Source organism: Lentzea chajnantorensis (genome assembly GCF_054300775.1).
In genome coordinates, this window is sequence record NZ_JBSDZT010000002.1 from 5,808,192 (window position 1) to 5,826,679 (window position 18,488).

The 18,488-nt window shown below is 71.9% G+C and carries 19 protein-coding genes and 1 pseudogene; 9 read left to right on the forward strand and 11 right to left on the reverse strand.

From position 1 onward, the window contains the following. Window positions 1–21 precede the first annotated feature (21 nt). The 4 genes from ACVDFE_RS28440 to ACVDFE_RS28455 are packed head-to-tail and all read right to left on the reverse strand — an operon-like array spanning window position 22 to window position 5,403. Window positions 22–2,418 carry a bifunctional salicylyl-CoA 5-hydroxylase/oxidoreductase gene (locus ACVDFE_RS28440; RefSeq protein ID WP_458432546.1) on the reverse strand — a complete coding sequence of 799 codons (2,397 nt, stop codon included), beginning with the start codon at window positions 2,416–2,418 and terminating at the stop codon, window positions 22–24. Continuing rightward, window positions 2,415–4,001, reverse strand: coding sequence for an AMP-binding protein (locus tag ACVDFE_RS28445; protein ID WP_458432548.1), 1,587 nt, complete (start codon window positions 3,999–4,001; stop codon window positions 2,415–2,417). Before ACVDFE_RS28445 ends, ACVDFE_RS28440 begins: the two co-directional genes overlap by 4 nt. A 26-nt stretch (window positions 4,002–4,027) precedes the next feature. Continuing rightward, the gene (locus tag ACVDFE_RS28450) at window positions 4,028–4,924 is read right to left on the reverse strand and encodes an acyl-CoA thioesterase (RefSeq protein ID WP_458432549.1); all 897 of its coding nucleotides are present in this window, start codon (window positions 4,922–4,924) and stop codon (window positions 4,028–4,030) included. Next, complete coding sequence (locus ACVDFE_RS28455; protein ID WP_360384224.1) at window positions 4,921–5,403, reverse strand: cupin domain-containing protein; 483 nt, start codon at window positions 5,401–5,403, stop codon at window positions 4,921–4,923. Before ACVDFE_RS28455 ends, ACVDFE_RS28450 begins: the two co-directional genes overlap by 4 nt. Before the next feature lie 40 nt (window positions 5,404–5,443). On the opposite strand from ACVDFE_RS28455, the gene ACVDFE_RS28460 reads away from it, so the two are divergent. The 3 genes from ACVDFE_RS28460 to ACVDFE_RS28470 are packed head-to-tail and all read left to right on the forward strand — an operon-like array spanning window position 5,444 to window position 7,610. Beyond that, window positions 5,444–5,866, forward strand: coding sequence for a RidA family protein (locus ACVDFE_RS28460; RefSeq protein WP_360384226.1), 423 nt, complete (start codon window positions 5,444–5,446; stop codon window positions 5,864–5,866). Window positions 5,867–5,899: 33 nt separating this feature from the next. Next, window positions 5,900–6,787 carry a fumarylacetoacetate hydrolase family protein gene (locus tag ACVDFE_RS28465; RefSeq protein ID WP_458432550.1) on the forward strand — a complete coding sequence of 296 codons (888 nt, stop codon included), beginning with the start codon at window positions 5,900–5,902 and terminating at the stop codon, window positions 6,785–6,787. Continuing rightward, the gene (locus tag ACVDFE_RS28470) at window positions 6,777–7,610 is read left to right on the forward strand and encodes a PaaX family transcriptional regulator (protein ID WP_458432551.1); all 834 of its coding nucleotides are present in this window, start codon (window positions 6,777–6,779) and stop codon (window positions 7,608–7,610) included. The genes ACVDFE_RS28465 and ACVDFE_RS28470 overlap by 11 nt, the downstream gene beginning before the upstream one ends. Before the next feature lie 21 nt (window positions 7,611–7,631). Here the strand turns inward: ACVDFE_RS28470 and ACVDFE_RS28475 are convergent, their stop codons facing one another. After that, window positions 7,632–8,420, reverse strand: coding sequence for a PRC and DUF2382 domain-containing protein (locus ACVDFE_RS28475; RefSeq protein WP_360384232.1), 789 nt, complete (start codon window positions 8,418–8,420; stop codon window positions 7,632–7,634). Between the two features lie 169 nt (window positions 8,421–8,589). Here ACVDFE_RS28475 and ACVDFE_RS28480 point away from each other — a divergent pair, with 169 nt between their 5' ends. Next, window positions 8,590–8,997 carry an SRPBCC family protein gene (locus ACVDFE_RS28480; RefSeq protein ID WP_360384234.1) on the forward strand — a complete coding sequence of 136 codons (408 nt, stop codon included), beginning with the start codon at window positions 8,590–8,592 and terminating at the stop codon, window positions 8,995–8,997. A gap of 91 nt (window positions 8,998–9,088) precedes the next feature. Next, window positions 9,089–9,547, forward strand: a complete 459-nt coding sequence (locus tag ACVDFE_RS28485) for an RDD family protein (RefSeq protein WP_360384236.1) — start codon at window positions 9,089–9,091, stop codon at window positions 9,545–9,547. Here the strand turns inward: ACVDFE_RS28485 and ACVDFE_RS28490 are convergent. Genes ACVDFE_RS28490 through ACVDFE_RS28500 form a run of 3 tightly spaced genes read right to left on the reverse strand, consistent with a single transcriptional unit; the run spans window position 9,540 to window position 11,822 of the window. Further along, window positions 9,540–10,184 carry a response regulator transcription factor gene (locus ACVDFE_RS28490; protein ID WP_360384238.1) on the reverse strand — a complete coding sequence of 215 codons (645 nt, stop codon included), beginning with the start codon at window positions 10,182–10,184 and terminating at the stop codon, window positions 9,540–9,542. The two genes, ACVDFE_RS28485 and ACVDFE_RS28490, sit on opposite strands and share 8 nt — an antisense overlap. Next, complete coding sequence (locus tag ACVDFE_RS28495) at window positions 10,184–11,335, reverse strand: sensor histidine kinase (RefSeq protein WP_458432553.1); 1,152 nt, start codon at window positions 11,333–11,335, stop codon at window positions 10,184–10,186. The genes ACVDFE_RS28490 and ACVDFE_RS28495 overlap by 1 nt, the downstream gene beginning before the upstream one ends. A gap of 37 nt (window positions 11,336–11,372) precedes the next feature. Continuing rightward, window positions 11,373–11,822 carry a hypothetical protein gene (locus ACVDFE_RS28500; protein ID WP_458432554.1) on the reverse strand — a complete coding sequence of 150 codons (450 nt, stop codon included), beginning with the start codon at window positions 11,820–11,822 and terminating at the stop codon, window positions 11,373–11,375. Between the two features lie 210 nt (window positions 11,823–12,032). On the opposite strand from ACVDFE_RS28500, the gene ACVDFE_RS28505 reads away from it, so the two are divergent. Further along, window positions 12,033–13,433, forward strand: coding sequence for a M1 family metallopeptidase (locus ACVDFE_RS28505; protein ID WP_458432556.1), 1,401 nt, complete (start codon window positions 12,033–12,035; stop codon window positions 13,431–13,433). 69 nt (window positions 13,434–13,502) lie between these two features. On the opposite strand, the gene ACVDFE_RS28510 is transcribed toward ACVDFE_RS28505, so the two are convergent. The 3 genes from ACVDFE_RS28510 to ACVDFE_RS28520 form a co-directional block, all read right to left on the reverse strand. Continuing rightward, window positions 13,503–14,438: a LysR family transcriptional regulator gene (locus tag ACVDFE_RS28510; RefSeq protein ID WP_458432557.1), complete on the reverse strand. Its 936-nt coding sequence runs from the start codon at window positions 14,436–14,438 to the stop codon at window positions 13,503–13,505. An 86-nt stretch (window positions 14,439–14,524) separates the two neighbouring features. Beyond that, window positions 14,525–15,820 carry a purine-cytosine permease family protein gene (locus ACVDFE_RS28515; protein WP_458432558.1) on the reverse strand — a complete coding sequence of 432 codons (1,296 nt, stop codon included), beginning with the start codon at window positions 15,818–15,820 and terminating at the stop codon, window positions 14,525–14,527. A 4-nt stretch (window positions 15,821–15,824) separates the two neighbouring features. After that, complete coding sequence (locus ACVDFE_RS28520; protein ID WP_360384250.1) at window positions 15,825–16,505, reverse strand: tRNA-dependent cyclodipeptide synthase; 681 nt, start codon at window positions 16,503–16,505, stop codon at window positions 15,825–15,827. Window positions 16,506–16,687: 182 nt separating this feature from the next. Here ACVDFE_RS28520 and ACVDFE_RS28525 point away from each other — a divergent pair, with 182 nt between their 5' ends. The 3 genes and pseudogenes from ACVDFE_RS28525 to ACVDFE_RS28535 all read left to right on the forward strand — a co-directional run. Beyond that, entirely contained in the window at window positions 16,688–17,626 is a 939-nt protein-coding gene (locus ACVDFE_RS28525; RefSeq protein ID WP_360384252.1) for a LysR family transcriptional regulator, read from the forward strand. 149 nt (window positions 17,627–17,775) lie between these two features. Then, window positions 17,776–18,078 (forward strand): rhodanese-like domain-containing protein, encoded by a 303-nt coding sequence (locus ACVDFE_RS28530; RefSeq protein WP_458432560.1) that lies wholly within the window; start codon window positions 17,776–17,778, stop codon window positions 18,076–18,078. A gap of 53 nt (window positions 18,079–18,131) precedes the next feature. After that, window positions 18,132–18,434: pseudogene (locus ACVDFE_RS28535) on the forward strand (thioredoxin family protein); the annotation flags it as partial. Window positions 18,435–18,488: the final 54 nt, after the last annotated feature.

Sequence of the window (18,488 nt, forward strand, 5' to 3'; positions counted from 1 at the left end):
CAGGTAGCGGGCTGACGCCGGTCAGACGCGGGTGCCGGTGGCCGGAGGCTCGTCCCGGACCCGCTCCGGTGCGCTGCGCGGTGTCCACCGCAGGTGCACGGTGCGCTCCGGCGGGTCCGCCCGCAGCAGCGACAGCCGCGGGCGGACCGCGTCGGTGCGCGCCGACGGTGGTTTCCGGCTGCCGGCCTGAAACTGCACCGGCCAGTCGACGCGGTGGTCCTGCTCTGCGGCCGCGTGCAGCGTCCAGTGCGGGTCGTACAGGTGGGTGCGGCCGAGTGCGCACAGGTCGGCGCGACCGGCCAGCAGGATGGAGTTCACGTCGTCGTGGGACGCGATGGCGCCGACGGCGATGACGGCCGTGCCGGTGGCGGCGGCGGCCTCGTGGCGGATCCGGTCGGCGAGCGGGGTCTGGTACGAGCGGCCGTACGCCGGGCGTTCGTCCGCGGTGACCTGGCCGGAGGAGACGTCGATCGCGTCCGCGCCGTGGGCGATGAAGGCGCGGGCGATCTCCACGGCGTCGTGTTCGGTGGTGCCGCCGTCGGCCCAGTCGGTGGCGGAGATGCGCACGATCATCGGGCGCCCGGCCGGCCACACCGCGCGGACGGCGCCGAAGACCTCCAGCGGGTACCGCAACCGGTTCGCGAGCGAGCCGCCGTAGGCGTCGGTGCGCCGGTTCGCGAGCGGCGACAGGAACGACGACAGCAGGTAGCCGTGCGCGCAGTGCAGTTCGAGCAGGTCGAAACCCGCTTCGGCACCGCGCAGGGCGGCCTCGGTGAACGACTGGGTGAGCTCGTCCAGGTCGGCGCGGGTGAGTTCGCGCGGAACGGGTGAGGCGGGACCGTACGGCAGCGGCGAGGGCCCGACCGTCTCCCAGCCGCCCTCCGGCAACGGGTCGTCCATGCCCTCCCACATCAGCCGGGTCGAGCCCTTGCGGCCGGAATGGCCGAGCTGCAACCCGATGCGCGCGGTGCTGCGCGAGTGCACGAACGACACGATGCGCGCCCACGAGTCGCGTTGCTCGTCGTTCCACAGACCGGTGCAGCCCGGCGTGATGCGGCCCTGCGGCGACACGCACACCATCTCGGTCATCACCAGGCCAGCGCCGCCCATCGCCTTGGAGCCCAGGTGCACGAGGTGGAAGTCGCCGGGCACGCCGTCGACAGCCGAGTACATGTCCATCGGTGAGACGACGACCCGGTTCTTCAGCTCCAGCCCGCCCAGCCGGAACGGCTGGAACATCGCCGGCGCGATGGCCGGGAGGCCCTGGGCGGCGGCGAACGCGGCGTCCACGCGATCGGCGAACTCCGGGTCGCGGGTGCGGAGGTTGTCGTGGGTGATGCGGCGCGAGCGGGTCAGCAGGTTGAAGCAGAACCGGGTCGGCTCCTGGCCGGTGTACATGCCGATGTTCTCGAACCACTCCAGCGACGCCTGCGCGGCGCGTTGGGTGGACTCCACGACGGGACGGCGTTCGGCCTCGTACGCGGCCAGCGCGGTCCCGACGTCCGGGTGCTCGTGCAGACAGGCGGCCAGCGCGAGGGAGTCCTCCATCGCGAGCTTGGTGCCGGAGCCGATCGAGAAGTGGGCGGTGTGCGCGGCGTCGCCGACGAGGACGAGGTTGCCGTCGTGCCAGCGCTCGTTGCGCACGGTCGCGAAGCTGAGCCACTTGGAGTTGTTGGCGAACACCTCGTGGCCGCCCAGCTCCTCGGCGAACAGCTCGCGAATCCGGTCGACGGCGCGGTCGTCGGACGCACCCGGCGCGAACTGCTCGCCGGTGTCGAACCCGGCGCGGCGCCAGACGTCCTCGTGCATCTCGACGATGAACGTGGAACCGCTGTCGGAGTAGGGATAGCCGTGCACCTGCATGGTGCCCCACTCGGTGTCCCTGATGAAGAACTGGAACGCCTCGAAGACGCGGTCGGTGCCGAGCCACATGTACCTGTTGCGCCGGTGGTCCACAGTGGAGCCGAAGACGTCCCCGGCGGTCTGGCGCACCAGCGAGTTCACCCCGTCCGCGCCGACGACCAGGTCGTGGTCCGCGCGCAGGAGCCGGACGTCGGGCGCGGTCGCCGAGAAGTGCACGGCCACCCCCAGGTCGTGGCACCGCCGCTGGAGCAGGCCGAGCAGCTCCTTGCGGCTCATCGCGGCGAACCCCTGACCTCCGACCGTGTGGCTCTCGCCGCGGTAGTGGATGTCGATGTCCGTCCAGCGCGCGAACCGGCTGGCCATCGCGTCGGCGAACTCCGGGTCGGCGTTCTCGATCCCGCCGAGCGTCTCGTCGGAGAACACCACGCCGAAGCCGAACGTGACGCCGGCCGCGTCGCGTTCCCACACGGTGACGTCGTGGGCGGGGTCGAGCTGCTTCATCAGCGCGGCGAAGTACAGCCCGCCGGGCCCACCACCGACGACAGCGATCCTCACGCCGGCACCTCCTGCTCGACGATCCTGCGGAGCGCGAACCGCTGGAGCTTGCCGCTCGCGTTGCGGGGCAACGAGGTGCGGAACCGGACCTCGCGCGGGTACTTGTACGGCGCGATCGTCCGCTTGACGTGGTCCTGGATCTCACGGGCCTTCGCCGCACCGGCCTCGACGCCCTCGCGCAGCACCACGAACGCGCACACGATCGAGCCGCGTTCCTCGTCGGGCTTGGCGACGACGGCGGACTCCAGCACGTCCGGGTGGGTGTCGATGGCCTCCTCCACCTCGGGGCCGCCGATGTTGTAGCCGGAGGAGACGATCATGTGGTCGCTGCGGGCGTGGTAGTGGAAGTAGCCGTCCTCGTCGCGGTGGAAGACGTCGCCGGTGACGTTCCAGCCACCCACCACGTAGTCCTCCTGCCGCGGGTCGTCGAGGTAACGGCAGCCGACCGGGCCGATGACGCCCAGCCGGCCGGGTTCGCCAGGGCCGAGCTCCTCGCCGTCGAGCCCCAGGACGGTGGCGCGGTAGCCGGGCACGGGTCTGCCGGTGGAACCGGGGCGGATGTCGTCCCCGGCCGCGGAGATGAAGATGTGCAACAGCTCCGTGGCGCCGATGCCGTCGATCACGCGCAGCCCCAGCCGGTCCTGAAGCCGCTGCCAGGTCTCCCGCGGGAGGTGCTCACCGGCCGACACCGCCACCCGCAGGCCCGCGAGCTTCTGCTCGGCGCCGTCGCGCAGGATCGCCTTGTACGCGGTCGGTGCCGTCGCGAGCACCGTGACGCCGTGCTCCGCGACGAGGTCCGCGACCTGCGGCGGTGTCGCGGTCTCGGTCAGCAGGGCGCAGGCACCGGCGCGCAACGGGAACACGACGAGCATGCCCAGGCCGAAGGTGAACGCGAACGGCGCCGTGCACGCCACGAGGTCGTCCGGCACCAGCCGCAGCACGTGCCGGCCGAAGGTGTTGTCGATGGAGAGCACGTCGCGGTGGAAGTGCGCGGTGATCTTGGGTGAGCCGGTGCTGCCCGAGGTCGGCGCCAGCAGGGCCACGTCGTCGGCGGCGGTGTCCACGGCGGTGAACTCCCCCGGCTTGCGCTCGGCGCGGGCCGCGAGGTCGTCGTGGGTCACCACGGTCAGCCCCGGCAGGGCCCGCACGTCCGCGGCGAACCGGGGATCGGTCAGCGCGATCGACGGACGCGTCCGCTCGACGACCGGCGTGAGCTCACGGGTGCGCAACGCGGCCATGGTGGTGACCACGACACCGCCCGCCTTGAGCACCCCGAGCCACGCGGCCACCGTCCACGGGTTGTTCGGCGACCGCAGCAGGACCCGTTGCCCGGCAACGAGGTCCAGGTCGTCGACGAGCACGTGGGCGACCTGGTTCGCACGGGTCCGCAGCTCGCCGTAGGACCACACCTCGCCCGCCGGGGTGCGCAGCGCCGGGCGGCCGGGCCCGAACCGCGCGGCGGCGACGTCGACCAGCTCCGCGGCGGCGTTGAGCCGGTCGGGGTAGGCCAGCTCGGGCGTCGTGAACTCGATGGTCGGCCACAGCGCCGGCGGCGGGAGGTGGTCGCGGGCGAAGGTGTCCATGGCGGGTCCTTCCGGCGGCGGCGGGGTCAAGCGGCGCGGATCATGCCCTCCTGGGCGACGGTGGCGAGGTGCCTGCGGTCGCGGGTGAAGAAGCGGCCGGAGCCCAGGCCGCGGCCGTCGTCGGCGGCGACGGCCTCCTGGACGTAGAGCAGCCAGTCGTCGACCGGGCCGGTGCGGTGGAACCACATGGCGTGGTCGAGGCTCGCGGTGACCAGTCCCGGCCGGGCCCACGGCAGGTCGAGCACCCGCAGGACGGGCTCCAGGATGGTGTAGTCGCACATGTAGGCCAGTGCGGCGACATCCCGCTGGGCGTCGGTGAGCCCCTCGACCGGGCGCAGCGGGTCGAACGGCTTGAGCCACACGGCCTGGTGCGGCACCCGGTCGCCCTCGACGGCGAGGTAGACGGGGCCGGGCACGTGCCGCATGTCGAAGCTGCGGCCGACCGACCAGTAGTGCTTCGACTCCTCGGTCATGGTGCCGCCGGCGCGGTCCGCGAGGTAGGCCGCCGAGCTGGGCAGCTCCTCGGGGCCGGGCAGGTCGTCGGTGAGCCCGGCCGCGAACGTGCCGCCCGCCTCCCCCGCGGCGAAGTTCGCGAGGCACGCGTAGAGCGGCTTGCCGTTCTGGTAGCCGCGGACCTGCCGGGTGCTGTAGCCCCGGCCGTCGCGCAGCAGCTCCACCTCGTAGCGCACCTCGGCACCGATGTCGGCCGGGCGCAGGAAGTAGCTGTGCATCGAGTGCAGCACCTTGCCGTCGGTCACCGACCGCACGGCCGCGGCCACCGCCGCCGCCACCAGGTCGCCGCCGTAGGCCTTGGGCCACGGGCAGGGCTGCGTGACGGCGGTGAACGCCAGGTCGAAGTGCTCCGGCTCGGCCCGCTCCAGCGTGATCGCCGAGGTGAAGAACGCGGAGGTGCCCGCGGTCATCGGGTCAGCCAGTCACGCAGGTCCTCGTCGGGCACGTCGTCGAGGTTGACGACGATGTTCTCCGGGGTCCGCGTCGTCATCCACGTCAGCGGGGTGTTGCGGGAGAGGTTGCACTCGATGTGCGGCATGAACGGCGGCACGAAGACCCAGTCGCCCTCCTCCATGTCGACGTAGTCCTCGAACCTGTCGCCGAAGTAGATCCGCGCCCGGCCCGACAGCACGTACCCGCCGGTCTCGGCCTCGCCGTGGTGGTGGGTGACCGAGCGGTAGCCGGGCTCGTTGGTGACCTTGCCGAACCACAGCCGGGTGGCCGGGGTGTGCTGGATGCTCACGCCGGAGATGCGGATCGCGCCGCCGGAGTTCGCGGTGTCCGGGTTCTCGCTGCCGCCCCGCGTCACCACCGGCGCGACCAGGCCGCTGGGCAGTCGGTACGTCGAGTTGTCGCCTTCGAGCTGGTACCTGCTCAGGTCGGGCTCCATATATCGCATTCTTCACCGCCGTCAGATATTGTCAATACGCATGAGGCCTCTAGCGGTGAACCCCGCCGAGCTTCCCCGGCCGAGCGGCTACTCCCACGGAACCCTGGCGGGCACGACGCTGCACCTGGGTGGGCAGACGGCCACCGACGCCGGGATGAAGATCGTGCCGGGCGGCATCGTCGCGCAGTTCCGCCAGGCGTTCGGCAACGTGCTGACCACCCTCCGCGCTGCGGGCGGCGTGCCGGAGGACCTGGTCAGCATCACGATCTACCTCACCGACGTCCCCGACTACCAGGCCAACGGCAAGGAGATCGGCGCGGTGTGGCGCGAGCTCGCCGGCCCGGTCTACCCCGCCATGGCCGGCATCGGCTGCACCGCGCTGTGGCAACCGGAGGCCATGATCGAGATCCTCGGTGTCGCGGTGATCCCCGAAGACCGCCTGGTCACGCCGATTCAGAAATAGCGTTTCCATGATCAGCGAAATGGAGGCGCGATAGTGAAGCTCGCATCAGTGACCGTGGACGGTGTCCGCAGGGCCGGTCTCGTCGACGAGACCGAGCGGTCGATCACGCTGCTGGCCACCGCGGTCGACGACGTCGTGCGCGGGGCACCACCGGGTGAGCGCGGGGAGGTCCTGCCGCTGTCCGAGGTGCGGCTGGAGTCGCCGCTGCACCGCTTCAACCGCGACGTCCTGTGCACCGGCTGGAACTACCTCGACCACTTCCTGGAGTCGCGGGGCAGGCGGGAGGGGCAGGACCCGGTCGCGGTGCCCGAGCGGCCGACGTTCTTCACCAAGGGCCCGGACACGGTGATCGGCCCCACCGACCCGATCGCCTACGACCCGGCGTTGTCGGTGCAGTGGGACTACGAGGCCGAGATCGCGCTGGTCATCGGCCGCGACGGCCGGAACATCCCGGAGGAGAAGGCCCTCGACCACGTCTTCGGCTTCCTCGTCGCCAACGACGTCTCCCAGCGTGACCTGCAACGCGCGCACGGCGGCCAGTGGCTCAAGGGCAAGAACATCGACCGCACGATGCCGCTCGGCCCGTGGGTGACGACGACCGACTCCGTGGACCTCACGGCCATGCAGGTGCAGTGCGAGGTCAACGGGCAGCTGCTGCAGAACGCCTCCAGCGCGCAGATGGCGTTCTCGTTCGCGCGGATCATCGCCGAGCTGAGCCGCGGCATGACCCTGCGCGCAGGGGACGTGGTCCTCACCGGCACCCCCAGCGGCATCGGCAGCGCCCGTGACCCGCAGCTCTTCCTGTGCGACGGCGACCTGGTGGTGACACGTGCGAGCGGTCTCGGCGAGCTGCGCAACACTGTCACCCTCACGGATCTCAGCCGGGAAGGAGAGGGCGCTGAACCTCGCGGTGAACAGTGACGCGGACGTGGCACCCGCCGGTCGTGACCGGCTCGGCCCGCTCATCGTCACGATCTTCGGCCTCTACGCGCGCGGCGAGGACAACTGGCTGTCCGTCGCGTCGGTCGTGCAGCTCATGGCGGACCTCGGCGTGGAGGGCCAGGCCGCGCGGTCGTCGATCTCCCGGCTGAAGCGCCGCGGCGTGGTCCGCAGCGACCGCCGCGACGGCGCCGCCGGCTACGCCTTGGCCGAACCGACCCTGGAGGCGCTCGCCGAGGGCGACGCCCGGATCTTCGAACGCAGGCGCGCCACCACCGACGACGGCTGGCTGGTGGTGGTGTTCTCCGTGCCGGAGTCCGAACGCGACAAGCGCCACGCGCTGCGCACCAGCCTGACCCAGCTGGGTTTCGGCACCGCCTCGCCGGGCGTGTGGGTGGCGCCGGGCAACCTCGCCGTGGAGACCCGCAGGACCCTGGAGCGCCGTGGCCTGTCCGAGTACGTGGACATCTTCGCGGGCCGGCACTTCGCGTTCGGCGACCTGCGCTCGAAGGTGCGGTCGTGGTGGGACCTCGACGAGCTGGCCGACCTGTACGCCGACTTCGTGCGGCGCCACCGGCCCGTGCTCGACACACCGCCGGCCGGAGCCCTGGGGGCGTTCCGGACCTACGTGCCGATGCTGACCCAGTGGCGCCGCCTGCCCTACAGCGATCCCGGCCTTCCCCTGGCCCTGTTGCCGCCGGGGTGGAACGGCGTGACCGCGGAGGCGTTGTTCGAGGAGCTGAACACCACGCTGAGCGCACCGGCGCGGGAGCACGCACTGGCCGTGCTCCACGCGCGCGGCTGATGTCCGCTCCGGTGCTGCTCCTCAGCGGCGGTTCTGGTCGTCGCGCTCGACGTCGACGCGTTCCTTGCGCACCTCACCGCTGACCTGCCGCTGCTCGGTGACGGCGTCCTTCTCCAGCCGCACCCGCTCCACGGCCTCGGCGCGCTTCTGCACCACCGGCTCCTCGCGGTGCAGCGTCACCTCGGCCGCCTCCTCCTCGAACGCGTCCTTCACGGGGCCGTCCACCGGCTCCCGCACCACGCGCACCTCCTCGTGCGACACGGGCACGGTGACGTTGCGCTGCTCGGTGACGACGTGCTTGACCAGCCGCACCCGTCCCGCCTCGACCTGCCGCTTGCCGACCTCGAGGTGCTCCTCGGACCGCGTGACGGACATGCCGTCGCCCTCGCGGCCGCTCCTCGTGCGGCTGTCGTTCGTGCCGCTGTCCCTCATGCCGCTGTCGCGCGTGCCGCGGGTCTCGTGGCTGAGCCGGTCGTGCTCCCCGGTCTTGGCGCTCGGGATCATGCCGTAGTACCGGTAGAGCTCCTCCTGCTGGGCGTCGGACATCTTGTCACCGTCGACGTCGATCTTCGGCGCCTCCTTGACCAGTTCCTTGTCCACCGGCACCGTGATCGCGCCCGCGCTGACCCGCGCCTGCTGGATCGGCACGAAGCTCTCGCGCAGCCCGAACAGTCCGGTGTGGACCTGCGCCCAGGTCGGCTGGCCGTCCTCGTCGTCGAGCCACAACTGCTTCACCGAGCCGATCCGCTCGCCCTTGTTGTCGATGACGTCACAGTCGTACAGGGCCTCGAGCTGGGTCCGATCGATCATCGTTCTTCCTCTCGCGTCGCTGGCGTCTCTGCGATCGCGAGGTACCCCGCCACCGGTGGCAGGTCCCGGGATACCGCCCATCCAGTGACACCTCGTCCCCCGAAGGTGGTTCACGTTGCCGGAGCGTGACGACGTGCAGACGGGCGGGTCAGCGGGTACCCCCGCTGCCATGACGACCTACACGCACACCGCCGAAGCCGACATCCCCGCCGACACCCTGTTCAGCTTCCTCGCCGACCCCACGAACCTCCCCCGCTACTTCCCGCAGATGACCGCGGCGGAGCCCGAGGGCGGCGAGCAGGTCCACGTCGAGGCCGAGGTGCACGGCCACCACGTCGAGGGCGAGGCGTGGGTGCGGCCCGACACCGAGCAGCGGCGGCTGGAATGGGGTGCCGAGGGCCCCGACGACTACCACGGCGAGCTGCACGTCGAGGAGGTCGCGCCGGGGAGGTCGCGCATCACCGTCAGCCTGCACAGCGTGCGGGAGGCGAAGGGCGACGAGGTGCAGCGCGGGCTCGAGGAGACCGTTGCCGTGCTCACCCAGACCGCGGCCGCCGATGACCGCTCGACCGGCTGACGGCCCGGCCCGGGTAACCCCTCCGAACGCCACGACCGCACCGGCGCCAGGCACCGCACCACCGAGAACCCGCCCCTGGCACCATCTCCGGGTGCTCACCGACGCCGAGTCCCGGTCGATCGTCCTGCGCAGGTACTGGCAGCACCTCATCGAGTTCGCGCTGCTGGTGGTGGCGGGCCTGCTGGGCATGGTGCTCGGCCTGCTGCTGGCGATGGCGCTCATCAAGCTCGGCGCGCCCGGAGAGGTGTTCTTCGTGCTGCCGACGGGCGTGCTCGTGACGGTGTCGCTGCTGGGCGTGCTGTGGGTGGAGATCTGGTACCCGCACCGGCACGGCGGCGCAACCCCGGCCATGCGGTGGCTGGGGTTGCGGATCACAACGCTGCGCGGCGGGCAGCCGTCGCTGCGGGACTACCTGGTGCGGTGGGTGCTGATGGCCGTGGACGGGATGTTCTTCGGCCTGGTCGGGGCGGTGCTGATCGCCGTGACGCCGCGGCACCAGCGGCTCGGCGACGTGGTGGCCGGGACCGTGGTGGTGCGGGCGGTCACCTGAGCAGGCCGGTGCGCCAGGCCCAGATCGCGATCTCGGTGCGGTTGCGGGCGCCGAGCTTGGCCTGCACGTTGGTGAGGTGCGACTTCACCGTCGACAGCGAGACGCTGAGGCGGTCGGCGATCTCGGCGTTGGTCCAGCCGCGGGCCACGGCGAGCACCACGTCGAGCTCGCGGCCGGTCAGCGGTGTCGGAGGTTGCTCGCGGCCGCCGGTGCCGGTGAAGTGGGCGAGCAGCCGGACCGTCACGGCGGGCGAGACCAGGGCCTCTCCCCTGACGGCCGCGTGCACGGCTTCCACCAGCAGCCGAGGGCGGGCGTCCTTCAGCAGGAAGCCGCAGGCGCCGGCGAGCAGGGCGGCGTGGACGTTCTCGTCGAGGTCGTAGGTCGTGACCACCAGGACGCGCAACGGGTCCTCGACGCCGGGACCGGCCAGCAGCTCGGTCGCGCGCAGGCCGTCGAGCTTGGGCATGCGGATGTCCATCAGCGTCACGTCCGGGCGCAGCTGCCGGGCCATCCGCACGGCCGCCTCGCCGTCGGCGGCCTCGCTGATCACCTTGATGCCCGGTTCGGCGTCGAGGACCAGCCGGAAACCGGTGCGCACCAACGTCTGGTCGTCGGCGATGAGCACGCGGATGGTCATCAGACCCCCTTCGGCAGGGTGTCGAACGCGAGCGGCACCCGTGCGGTGACCACCCAGCGGTCACTCCCCCGTGGACCCGCGACCAGCTCCCCGCCCAGCGCGGCCACGCGTTCTCCCATCCCGAGCACACCGTGCCCGCCGTCCGCTGCTTCCCCGGTCACGCCGTCGTTCTCGACCTCCAGCACCAGCTCGTCCCCGTCGGACCTGGCCGTGACGCGCACCTCGGTGGCGCTCGCGTGCCGGCGCGCGTTCGTCAGGGTCTCCAGCAACACCCGGTGCAGCGCCACGGAAACCTGTGCCGGCACGAGCAGCGCCTCCACGTCGGTGGCCACGTGCAGCGCCGCGTCCGTGCCCGCCGCCGCCCGCACCACGTCGCCCAGCACGAGGCTCGGCGACGGCAGCGGATCGTCGCTGCGCAGCACGCCGACCAGGCCGCGGGTGGCGGTCAGCGCCTCGGCGGCGGCGTGCTCGATCTCGTCGAACACCTCGACGGGCTGCTGGGCCAGCGCCTGGGCGGCGCGGGTGCGCACCACGATCCCGGTCACGTGGTGCGCGACGAGGTCGTGCAGGTCCCGCGCGAGCTGCAGGCGGTCCTCGGTGCGGATGCGCTCCAGCTCCCGGCGGTGCCGGGCGTCCGCGTCGCGCAGGATCAGGCCGAGCGCGAGCGCCGCTCCCCACGCCAGCGCGGCGGCCACCGGGAACAGCGCCGCCGGGTAGTCCAGGCCGTAGCGCACGCTCGGTGCGAGCACCGCTGTGGCACCGGCGACGACGGCGAGCGCGGCGGCCCGCCACACCGGCAGCCGCCGGCACCCCGCCGCCGCGACCAGCAGCACCGCCAGCACCTCGGTCACCACCGGTTGCAGCGGAGCCCGCGGTGCCAGGCCGGCGACCGCGGTGCCGAGCAGCGACAGCCCCACCACCGCGCCCGCGAGCAGCTCGACCCTGCGCGGGAACCGGCGCCGCAGCACGGCGAGGACGGCCGTGGCCGAGCCCGCGTACGGCAGCACCACCGTGAGCAGCGACCCGGTGATCCCACGCGGAACGGCGTCCGCCTGCACCACCAGCACCGCGTCCACGGCCTGCGCCGCGAGCAGCGCGCCGACCTCCGCCACGAACACGCTGCGCCGTGCCGTCGGTACGCCTGCGGTCATACCGGCATTCTGGCCCCGTCCCCCGGCGGTGATCCCGCTACCCCGCCCGCTTGACCGCGTCGACGTAGGTGTTGGACGCCGGCAGGTAGCTCGCCACCACCGCCGCCGCTGCCGCCAGCGCACCCCCGTAGGCCGGCAGCGTCGTGCCCTCGCCGAACAGCACGGCCGCCACCTGGAACACGGTGAAGACGGTCAGCACGACCCTGGCCCAGTTGCGCCCCGACCTGACCTTGAACGCGAGCCACAGCTGCACCAGCGCGATCACCAGCGCGATGCTCGCGAACACGACCTGGGTGGCGGTGGCGGTGCTCTGCAGCTGGTCCTCGGTGAGGGACGGCTGTGCGGCCCGCAGCGCCTCGACGAGTTCGTCGTGCGTGCCCACCAACATGCCCACGGCCGCGACAGCGGAGATGCTGGACACGAGGAACCCCGCGAACGCCGCGGTGATGGTGCCCGGCGGCGTGGTCCTGCCCGTTGCAGTAGTCATGATCACGACCGTAGGACGTGGCGGAAAGCATTGCAGCACAACGGGTTCGGATCTAGTACTTTCGGACGGGGCACCGGTTGCGGGCCTCCGGCGGCAGCCTGAGCATGGCGGGTCGGGATAACGCGGCGGCATGGGTGAACGGCAGTGGGCGGCGGGACGACGGCCGCAGAGACTGACGGGGATCCGAACCCGATCCCGAGAGGTTTCCCCATGGCTGTGCGCATCCGGCGGCTCGCGTCGCCGGTCACCCTGCTGTTGTGCGGCCTGACCGTGTGCCCGGCGACCGCCGCGGCGCAGGACGACACGATCGGCACGGACGGCTACGTCCACGTCGCTCCCAACGGCACCGTGCTCGGCGTCGACCCGTACTACCCGACCGACGGCAACGGCGGGTACGACGTGGCGCACTACGACGTCACCCTGACCTACGACCCGGCGATCCGCTTCCTCACCGCCAGGACCACCGTGCGGGCGGTCGCGACGCAGCGGCTCAGCCGGTTCAACCTCGACCTGCGCGGCCTGACCGTGAGCGGGGTGCAGGTGAACGGCGTCGCGGCGGCGTTCAGCCGGACCGGGGAGCACGAGCTGGTCGTGACGCCGAAGGAGGTGCTCACCGAGGGCGCCGAGTTCACCGTCACCGTCGTCTACTGCGGACGCCCGCAGGCCGAGCTCACCCCGCGCGGCTGGACCGGGTGGCGGACCTCGGTGACCGGTGGCGCGTTCGCGGCCGGTGCGCCGCATTCGGCCACGTCGTGGTTCCCGGTCAACGACACCACCGCGGACAAGGCCACGTTCCGCGTCACCGCGACCGTTCCCGGCGGGTGGACCGCGGTGTCCAACGGCGTGCGCGAGTCGGTCTCCGGGTCCACCGTCACGTGGGCGGAGAACACCCCGATCGCCCCGTCCGCCACGATGATCGGCATCGACCGGTACACCGTGCGGGAGTCGGTCGCCGGGCGGACACCGGTCCTCGACGCCTTCGCGCCCGGTGCGAACGCGACGGAGCCGGCGGCGAAGCTGCCCGCGGTGGTGGAGTTCCTGACCACCTACCTGGGTCCGTTCCCGTACGCGTCGACCGGTGGGCTGTACGTGCCGGACCGGCTGGGGTACGCGCACCCGGCGCAGGGCCGCGCGGTGTTCGGGGCGGGTGCCGACGAGTCCGCGCTCGTGCGGGCCGTCGCGGCGCAGTGGTGGGGCAACAAGCTCGCCATCAAGATGTGGAAGGACCAGCCGCTGCCGGAGTCGTTCGCGCGCTACCTCGGGTGGCTGTGGGACGAGCAGCGGCACGGTGTCGACGTCGAGCAGCGCTACCGGGCCGCGGTCGACCGGGCGGGTGCGGCGTTCTGGGCGCGCAAGCTGTCCGATCCGGGCAGGGGCCGCGAGTTCTCGGTGTCGGACAAGGGCGTGCTGATGGTGCACGCGCTGCGCAAGCACATCGGTGACGAGAAGTTCTTCGCCGTGCTGCGGGAGTTCCCGGAGATCAACGACAACTGGAACCAGGGCTGGCACGACTGGGAGCTCTACACGGCGGCGGTGGCCGACATGGACCTGGAGCCGTTCTTCGCGGCCTGGGTCGACGGCACGACCGCGCCCACCGGCTTCCCGGGCTGACCACACGACCCCGGCCCGGGGAACCGTGAGCCGGCCGGATCCCCGAGACCGGCCGGCTCACACCTGGCGTCAGGCCAGGTAGCGCGAGTAGACGGGCGAGGCGTGGCACTCGGCCCGGTAAGCCGCCGCGGCGTCGGCGAGCACCGGGCGCGCGTGCTCGGCCACGACGCCTTCCCGGTGCCACAGCAGCAGGAACCGCCGTTCCAGCGCGTCGTCGGCGAGCAGCCGCACCGCCACCTGCTGGTGCCCCTCGCAAATGGCCTGCGACAACCCGACCGCGCCGGTGCGGACCGCGGCGACGGTCGTCGAGTAGTTCTCCGCGACGTGCCGGACCCTGGGCGTGAACCCGGCGGCCCGGCAGGTGGCGCGGAAGTACTCGTGGAACCGCGCCGAGTCCGGTGGCGGCAGCACCCACTCCTCCTGCGCCAGCTGGTCGAGCCGCACGACCTTGTGGCGTGCCAGCGGGTGGTCCTCCGGCAGCACCACCATCGTCGGGTCCAGCGCGATCACCGCGGTGTCCACGCAGGCAGGCACCGCCGCCTCGAACCCCGGGTAGTCCTTGACCACGCCGATCTCCAGCCGCCGCTGGGCCACCAGGTCCACCACGAGGTCGCGGCACTCGCTGTCGAGCAGCGACGCGCCCTCGCCGCGGGGCAGCCGGGCCGCGGCGATCGCCGGCAGGTGGGCGAGGATCGGGGAACACGCCCCGCCCACCCGCACCCGCGACGAACCGGGGCCGGTGCGCGACTCGATGTCGTGCACCAGCCCCTCCATCAGCGGCAGCACGGCGGCGATCCGGCTGAGCAGCAGCTCACCGGTCGGGGTCGGGGTCACCGCCGTCGCGCGGCCGCGGTCGAACAGGCGTTGTCCCAGCGCGTTCTCCAGCCGCTTGAGCTTGCCGCTCACCGCGGGCTGGCTGATGCCGAGCACCACCGCCGCCTCGGACAGGCTGCCGGTCTGACCGATCGCCCGCACGAGCCGGAGGTGGTGGACGTCGAGCTCCATGCCGTCACACCCCGTCCACACCTCTACGTGTTTCTCTTCCGTTCCCTGATCCCCTGCTGGTTACGGTGGTACTTGCAGATGCCGGGTCAGCCGGGGGTGGTGACGCGGGGGCCGGGCGGTCGCAGGATGCCGGCGGTCCTCCCGATCGCAGCGTAGAGCGCGAACGCCACCACGACGGAGTTGATCGTCGGAATGCCCACGGGCACGAACGCGCCCACCGCCGCACCGACCGCCCAGCACACCAGGGAGGCGGGCACCCAGTCCGGCGGGGCCGGTGGCAGCTCGCCGACCGCGCCCCACTCGGCCAGCTCGCGCCGCCACGTGCGGACCACGAAGTACTCGGCGATCACGATGCCCGCGACCGGTGGCGTGATGATCCCGATCCACGTCAGGAACGTGGTGAAGTGGTCGAGGATGCCCAGCGCGGACAGCAGGGTGCCCAGCGCGCCCAGCGCCAGCGTGGCCCGCGTGCGGGTGAGCGTGCGGCCCAGCAGCACGTCCACGGTGTTGACCAGGCCGAGCGAGGCCGAGTACAGGTTCCAGTCGTTGATCTTCATGATCGCGGTGACCAGGATGAGCGTGCCGAGGACACCGGAGGTCGAGGTGACGGCGGCGACCACGTCGGCGCTGCGGGCGGCGTGCGCGAGCAGCACCCCGGTCAGGCCGATGAGGTACTCCCCCAGCGTCACGCTGATCAGCGTCTGCTTGACGACGTCGCTCACGCGCCGGTTGAACCGGGTCATGTCCGGCGTCATCACCGCGCCCATGATGAACGCGCCCGCGACCAGGGTCGTGCCCTGGGCGACGGACAGCGCCGGGCCCGGCGGCGGCATGGCGACCAGGTCGGCGAGGTCGTGGCGGCGCAGCTCCTGCGTGATCGCGTACCCGGCGAGCAGCAGGAACGCCGGCACCGTCAGGTACGCGGTCCAGGCCATGGTGTGGAAGCCGGCGACGACGATGCCGGTCACCACGATCCCGCCGAACACCGCCCACACCCACACCGGCGGGCCGCCCATCAACGAGTGCAGGCCGTGGGCGAACACGTCGTTCTGCACGCCGAACCACCCGGCGAGGCTCAGCGTGACGAGCAGACCGACCAGGCCGGAGCCGCGGCCGCCGAACCCGGCCCAGCGGGCGAGCACGGACGTGGAGACGCCCTCCCGCACGCCGGCCACGCCCATCAGCACGGTCACGACCTCCAGCATCACCGCGCCGAGCGTGATGGCCAGCACGGCGTCCTGGAACGTCATGCCGAAGCCCAGGACCGCGCCGAGCAGGAACTGGTGGAACGAGGAGACCTGCCCGAACCGCTGCACCGCCACGGAAACCCAGGAGCAGCGCGCCGAGTCGGGCAGCCGGCGCAGCGAGTAGTCGTCGTGCACGGGGTCAGCTCTCCTCGTCGTCGGACTGCAGCAGCACGAAGCCCTGGTTCGGGTGCGGCTGCCAGGTCAGCTCGCGGGCGTAGAGCAGCTCGAGGAACTTGACCCGCTGGTGGTAGGCGAACACCGAGCTCTCGGTCCCGGTGATGGCGGGCGTGTCGACGAACAGGGGCAGCTCGGCCAGGAAGTACCGCACGGCGCTGCGCAGCTGGACCTCCGTGGGCACCTCGCCGTCGGGCAGCTTGCGGTCGAGCACCCAGCGGGTGGCGTCCAGGCAGTGGCCGGCGAACTCCTCGTCGTGGTCGAACAGGTCGTGGCCGTTCGTCAGCAGCCGCAGGTAGCACGGGTTCTCGGCCAGGGTCGTGCCGTCGAGCACGTGGTCCTCCGGGCGGGCGACACCGACGTCCCACAGCGCGCGGCACACCTTGTTGACCACGTACTGGCCCTGGCGGCGTGCCTTCGTCCTGGCGCGTGCGGGGTCGTAGCCCAGTGCCTCCAGGGTGAAGGCCGCCGCGTGGTCGGGGATGAAGAAGTGGAAGCGCTCGAACTCGGCGATCGCCCAGCGGGCCAGCGCGGTGATGCGCTCGACCGAGAAGTAGCTGTTGAACGGGCTGACGCCGACGCACACGTGCCGGCCGCTTCGCAACGGCCGCGCGCAGTGCTCGGTCAGCGGGGTTGTCAGCAACACCGTTGGCTCCGAGGAATTTCACAGGGGTGCAGGGAAACCGGAAAGTCCGGATTCCGACCACTATGCGGAGCAGTCCACCCGGCAGGTAATGCCGAACGGTCATGCCGCAGCCTTATGCGCTGTCCAGGATTGAGCTGAACGGTCTGGTGACAGGGCGCCGCGGACCGAGCGTAATGAGGTGCATGGAACTCCAGGTCCGGCATTTGCGCGTGCTGCTCGCCATCGCACGCGCGGGCAGCCTCAACCGGGCGGCGGGCGAGCTCCGCCTCCCGCAGCCCGCCGTCAGCCACCAGCTGCGGCGCATCGAACAACTCGTCGGCGACCGGTTGTTCGACCGCGACCCGCGCGGGGTGCGACCGACCCGCATCGGCGCGCTCGTGCTGGCCCGCGCGGAGGCGATCATCCCCGCGTTCGACGAGCTGGACCGCGACTTCCGCGCCCACCAGCAGGCCGCCACGGGGGTCAGGGTGGGCTGGAACGACAGCGCGCTGGCACCGGACGTGTTCCGCTGCGTGCTCGACCTGATGCCCGGTCACGAGCTGACGACCAGGGCGGACATGTCGCACAGCCGGCTGGTGCAGCAGGTGGTGAACCGGTGCGTGGACCTGGCGCTGGTGCTGGTCTGCGGGCCGCGGACGCTGGCGGTGCCCGGTGCGGTGCGAGTCGCGCGGGTCGTGACCGAGCCGTCGTTCGTGGCGCTGCCGTCGTGGCACCGGCTCACCGGCGCGGCCGCGGTCGACCTCGCGGACCTCGCCGACGAGCGGTGGATCGTGTCGAGCTGCGGCGACGGCTGCCGGATCGTGTTCAGGGAGATGTGCCTGGCGCACGGGTTCACCCCGCGCATCGCGCACGACGTGGACACGCTGCGGTTCCGCCTGGTCGCCGGCGGGCACGGGGTGTGCCTGGTCCAGCCGACCACGCCGGAAACGCCGGGAATGGTGCTGCGGCCGTTGACGGGAACGCCGATGACGGTGCAGCACCTGCTGTTGTGGCGCACCGACCACCCGTTGGCCGCGCAATTCGAGGAAGTGCACGCCGCCGCGGTGAGCTCCTACCGGAAACTCGCCCGCGACAACGCGGTCTACCGCGCGTGGCTGGAGGCGGATAACGGCACGGCATAGCCGAGCGGCAGTGGGCGCGGTGGCGCGGCGTGGACACACTCGGTGGACCGCCGCAATTGCGCCGAGGAGCCGGAAAGGGACTTCTGCCATGCTGCCGCTGATCACCCGCGACGAGCTGCAGGAATGGCATCGACACGGGCACGCTCGTCGTGGTCGACACCATGCCCGTGGCGTACTACGAAAGGGAGCACCTGCCGGGTGCGGTGAACATCCCCGGCTATCCCTACGACGACGCGGCGGCGTTCACCGACCGGCACGCCCCCGACGTGCTGCCCGACAAGTCCGCGGACATCGTCGTCTACTGCGCCAACGCCCCGTGCCGCAACAGCGACTTCGTCGGCGCCCGGCTGGCCCAGCTCGGGTACGCCCACGTGCGCAAGTACCGCGGCGGCATCGAGGACTGGGTCGGTGCCGGCCTGCCGACGTCCACTTCGGACACCTTCAGCGCCTGAGCGCTCCCGAGACGTTCCGCCGCCTCACCCTGCCACACCCGAGGAGTTCACCCATGTCCCTGCTCACCCGGCTGCGCCACGTCGGCGTCGCCCTCGTCGCGGTCACCGCCACCCTGCTGGTGGCCGCACCCGCCTCCGCGGCCCCGTCGGTCACGGCCGACGGGAACGTCGTCAAGGTCACCTCCGCCAACCACGCCGAGATCCTGGAGATCTCCCGGACCAAGCTGGTCGTCCTCGACTTCGGGGCCACCTGGTGCGGTCCGTGCCGGCAGATGAAGCCGGTCATCGAACGGCTCGCCGCCGAGTACGACGGCCGGTTCCTGCTCGGTGAGGTCGACGTCGACGTCAGCCGCGACCTGTCCTCCAAGTACCGCATCCAGTACCTGCCCACGCTCGTCCCGATGCGCAAC

Bases quoted from the DNA above. Each gene is read 5' to 3' on its own strand.
- ACVDFE_RS28490 (WP_360384238.1), bottom strand. From the start codon at position 10,184: ATGACCATCCGCGTGCTCATCGCCGACGACCAGACGTTGGTGCGCACC.
- ACVDFE_RS28480 (WP_360384234.1), top strand. From the start codon at position 8,590: ATGACGACCTACACGCACACCGCCGAAGCCGACATCCCCGCCGACACC.
- ACVDFE_RS28525 (WP_360384252.1), top strand. From the start codon at position 16,688: ATGGAACTCCAGGTCCGGCATTTGCGCGTGCTGCTCGCCATCGCACGC.
- ACVDFE_RS28510 (WP_458432557.1), bottom strand. From the start codon at position 14,438: ATGGAGCTCGACGTCCACCACCTCCGGCTCGTGCGGGCGATCGGTCAG.
- ACVDFE_RS28445 (WP_458432548.1), bottom strand. From the start codon at position 4,001: ATGGACACCTTCGCCCGCGACCACCTCCCGCCGCCGGCGCTGTGGCCG.
- ACVDFE_RS28450 (WP_458432549.1), bottom strand. From the start codon at position 4,924: ATGACCGCGGGCACCTCCGCGTTCTTCACCTCGGCGATCACGCTGGAG.
- ACVDFE_RS28455 (WP_360384224.1), bottom strand. From the start codon at position 5,403: ATGGAGCCCGACCTGAGCAGGTACCAGCTCGAAGGCGACAACTCGACG.
- ACVDFE_RS28505 (WP_458432556.1), top strand. From the start codon at position 12,033: ATGGCTGTGCGCATCCGGCGGCTCGCGTCGCCGGTCACCCTGCTGTTG.
- ACVDFE_RS28500 (WP_458432554.1), bottom strand. From the start codon at position 11,822: ATGACTACTGCAACGGGCAGGACCACGCCGCCGGGCACCATCACCGCG.
- ACVDFE_RS28460 (WP_360384226.1), top strand. From the start codon at position 5,444: ATGAGGCCTCTAGCGGTGAACCCCGCCGAGCTTCCCCGGCCGAGCGGC.
- ACVDFE_RS28475 (WP_360384232.1), bottom strand. From the start codon at position 8,420: ATGATCGATCGGACCCAGCTCGAGGCCCTGTACGACTGTGACGTCATC.
- ACVDFE_RS28495 (WP_458432553.1), bottom strand. From the start codon at position 11,335: ATGACCGCAGGCGTACCGACGGCACGGCGCAGCGTGTTCGTGGCGGAG.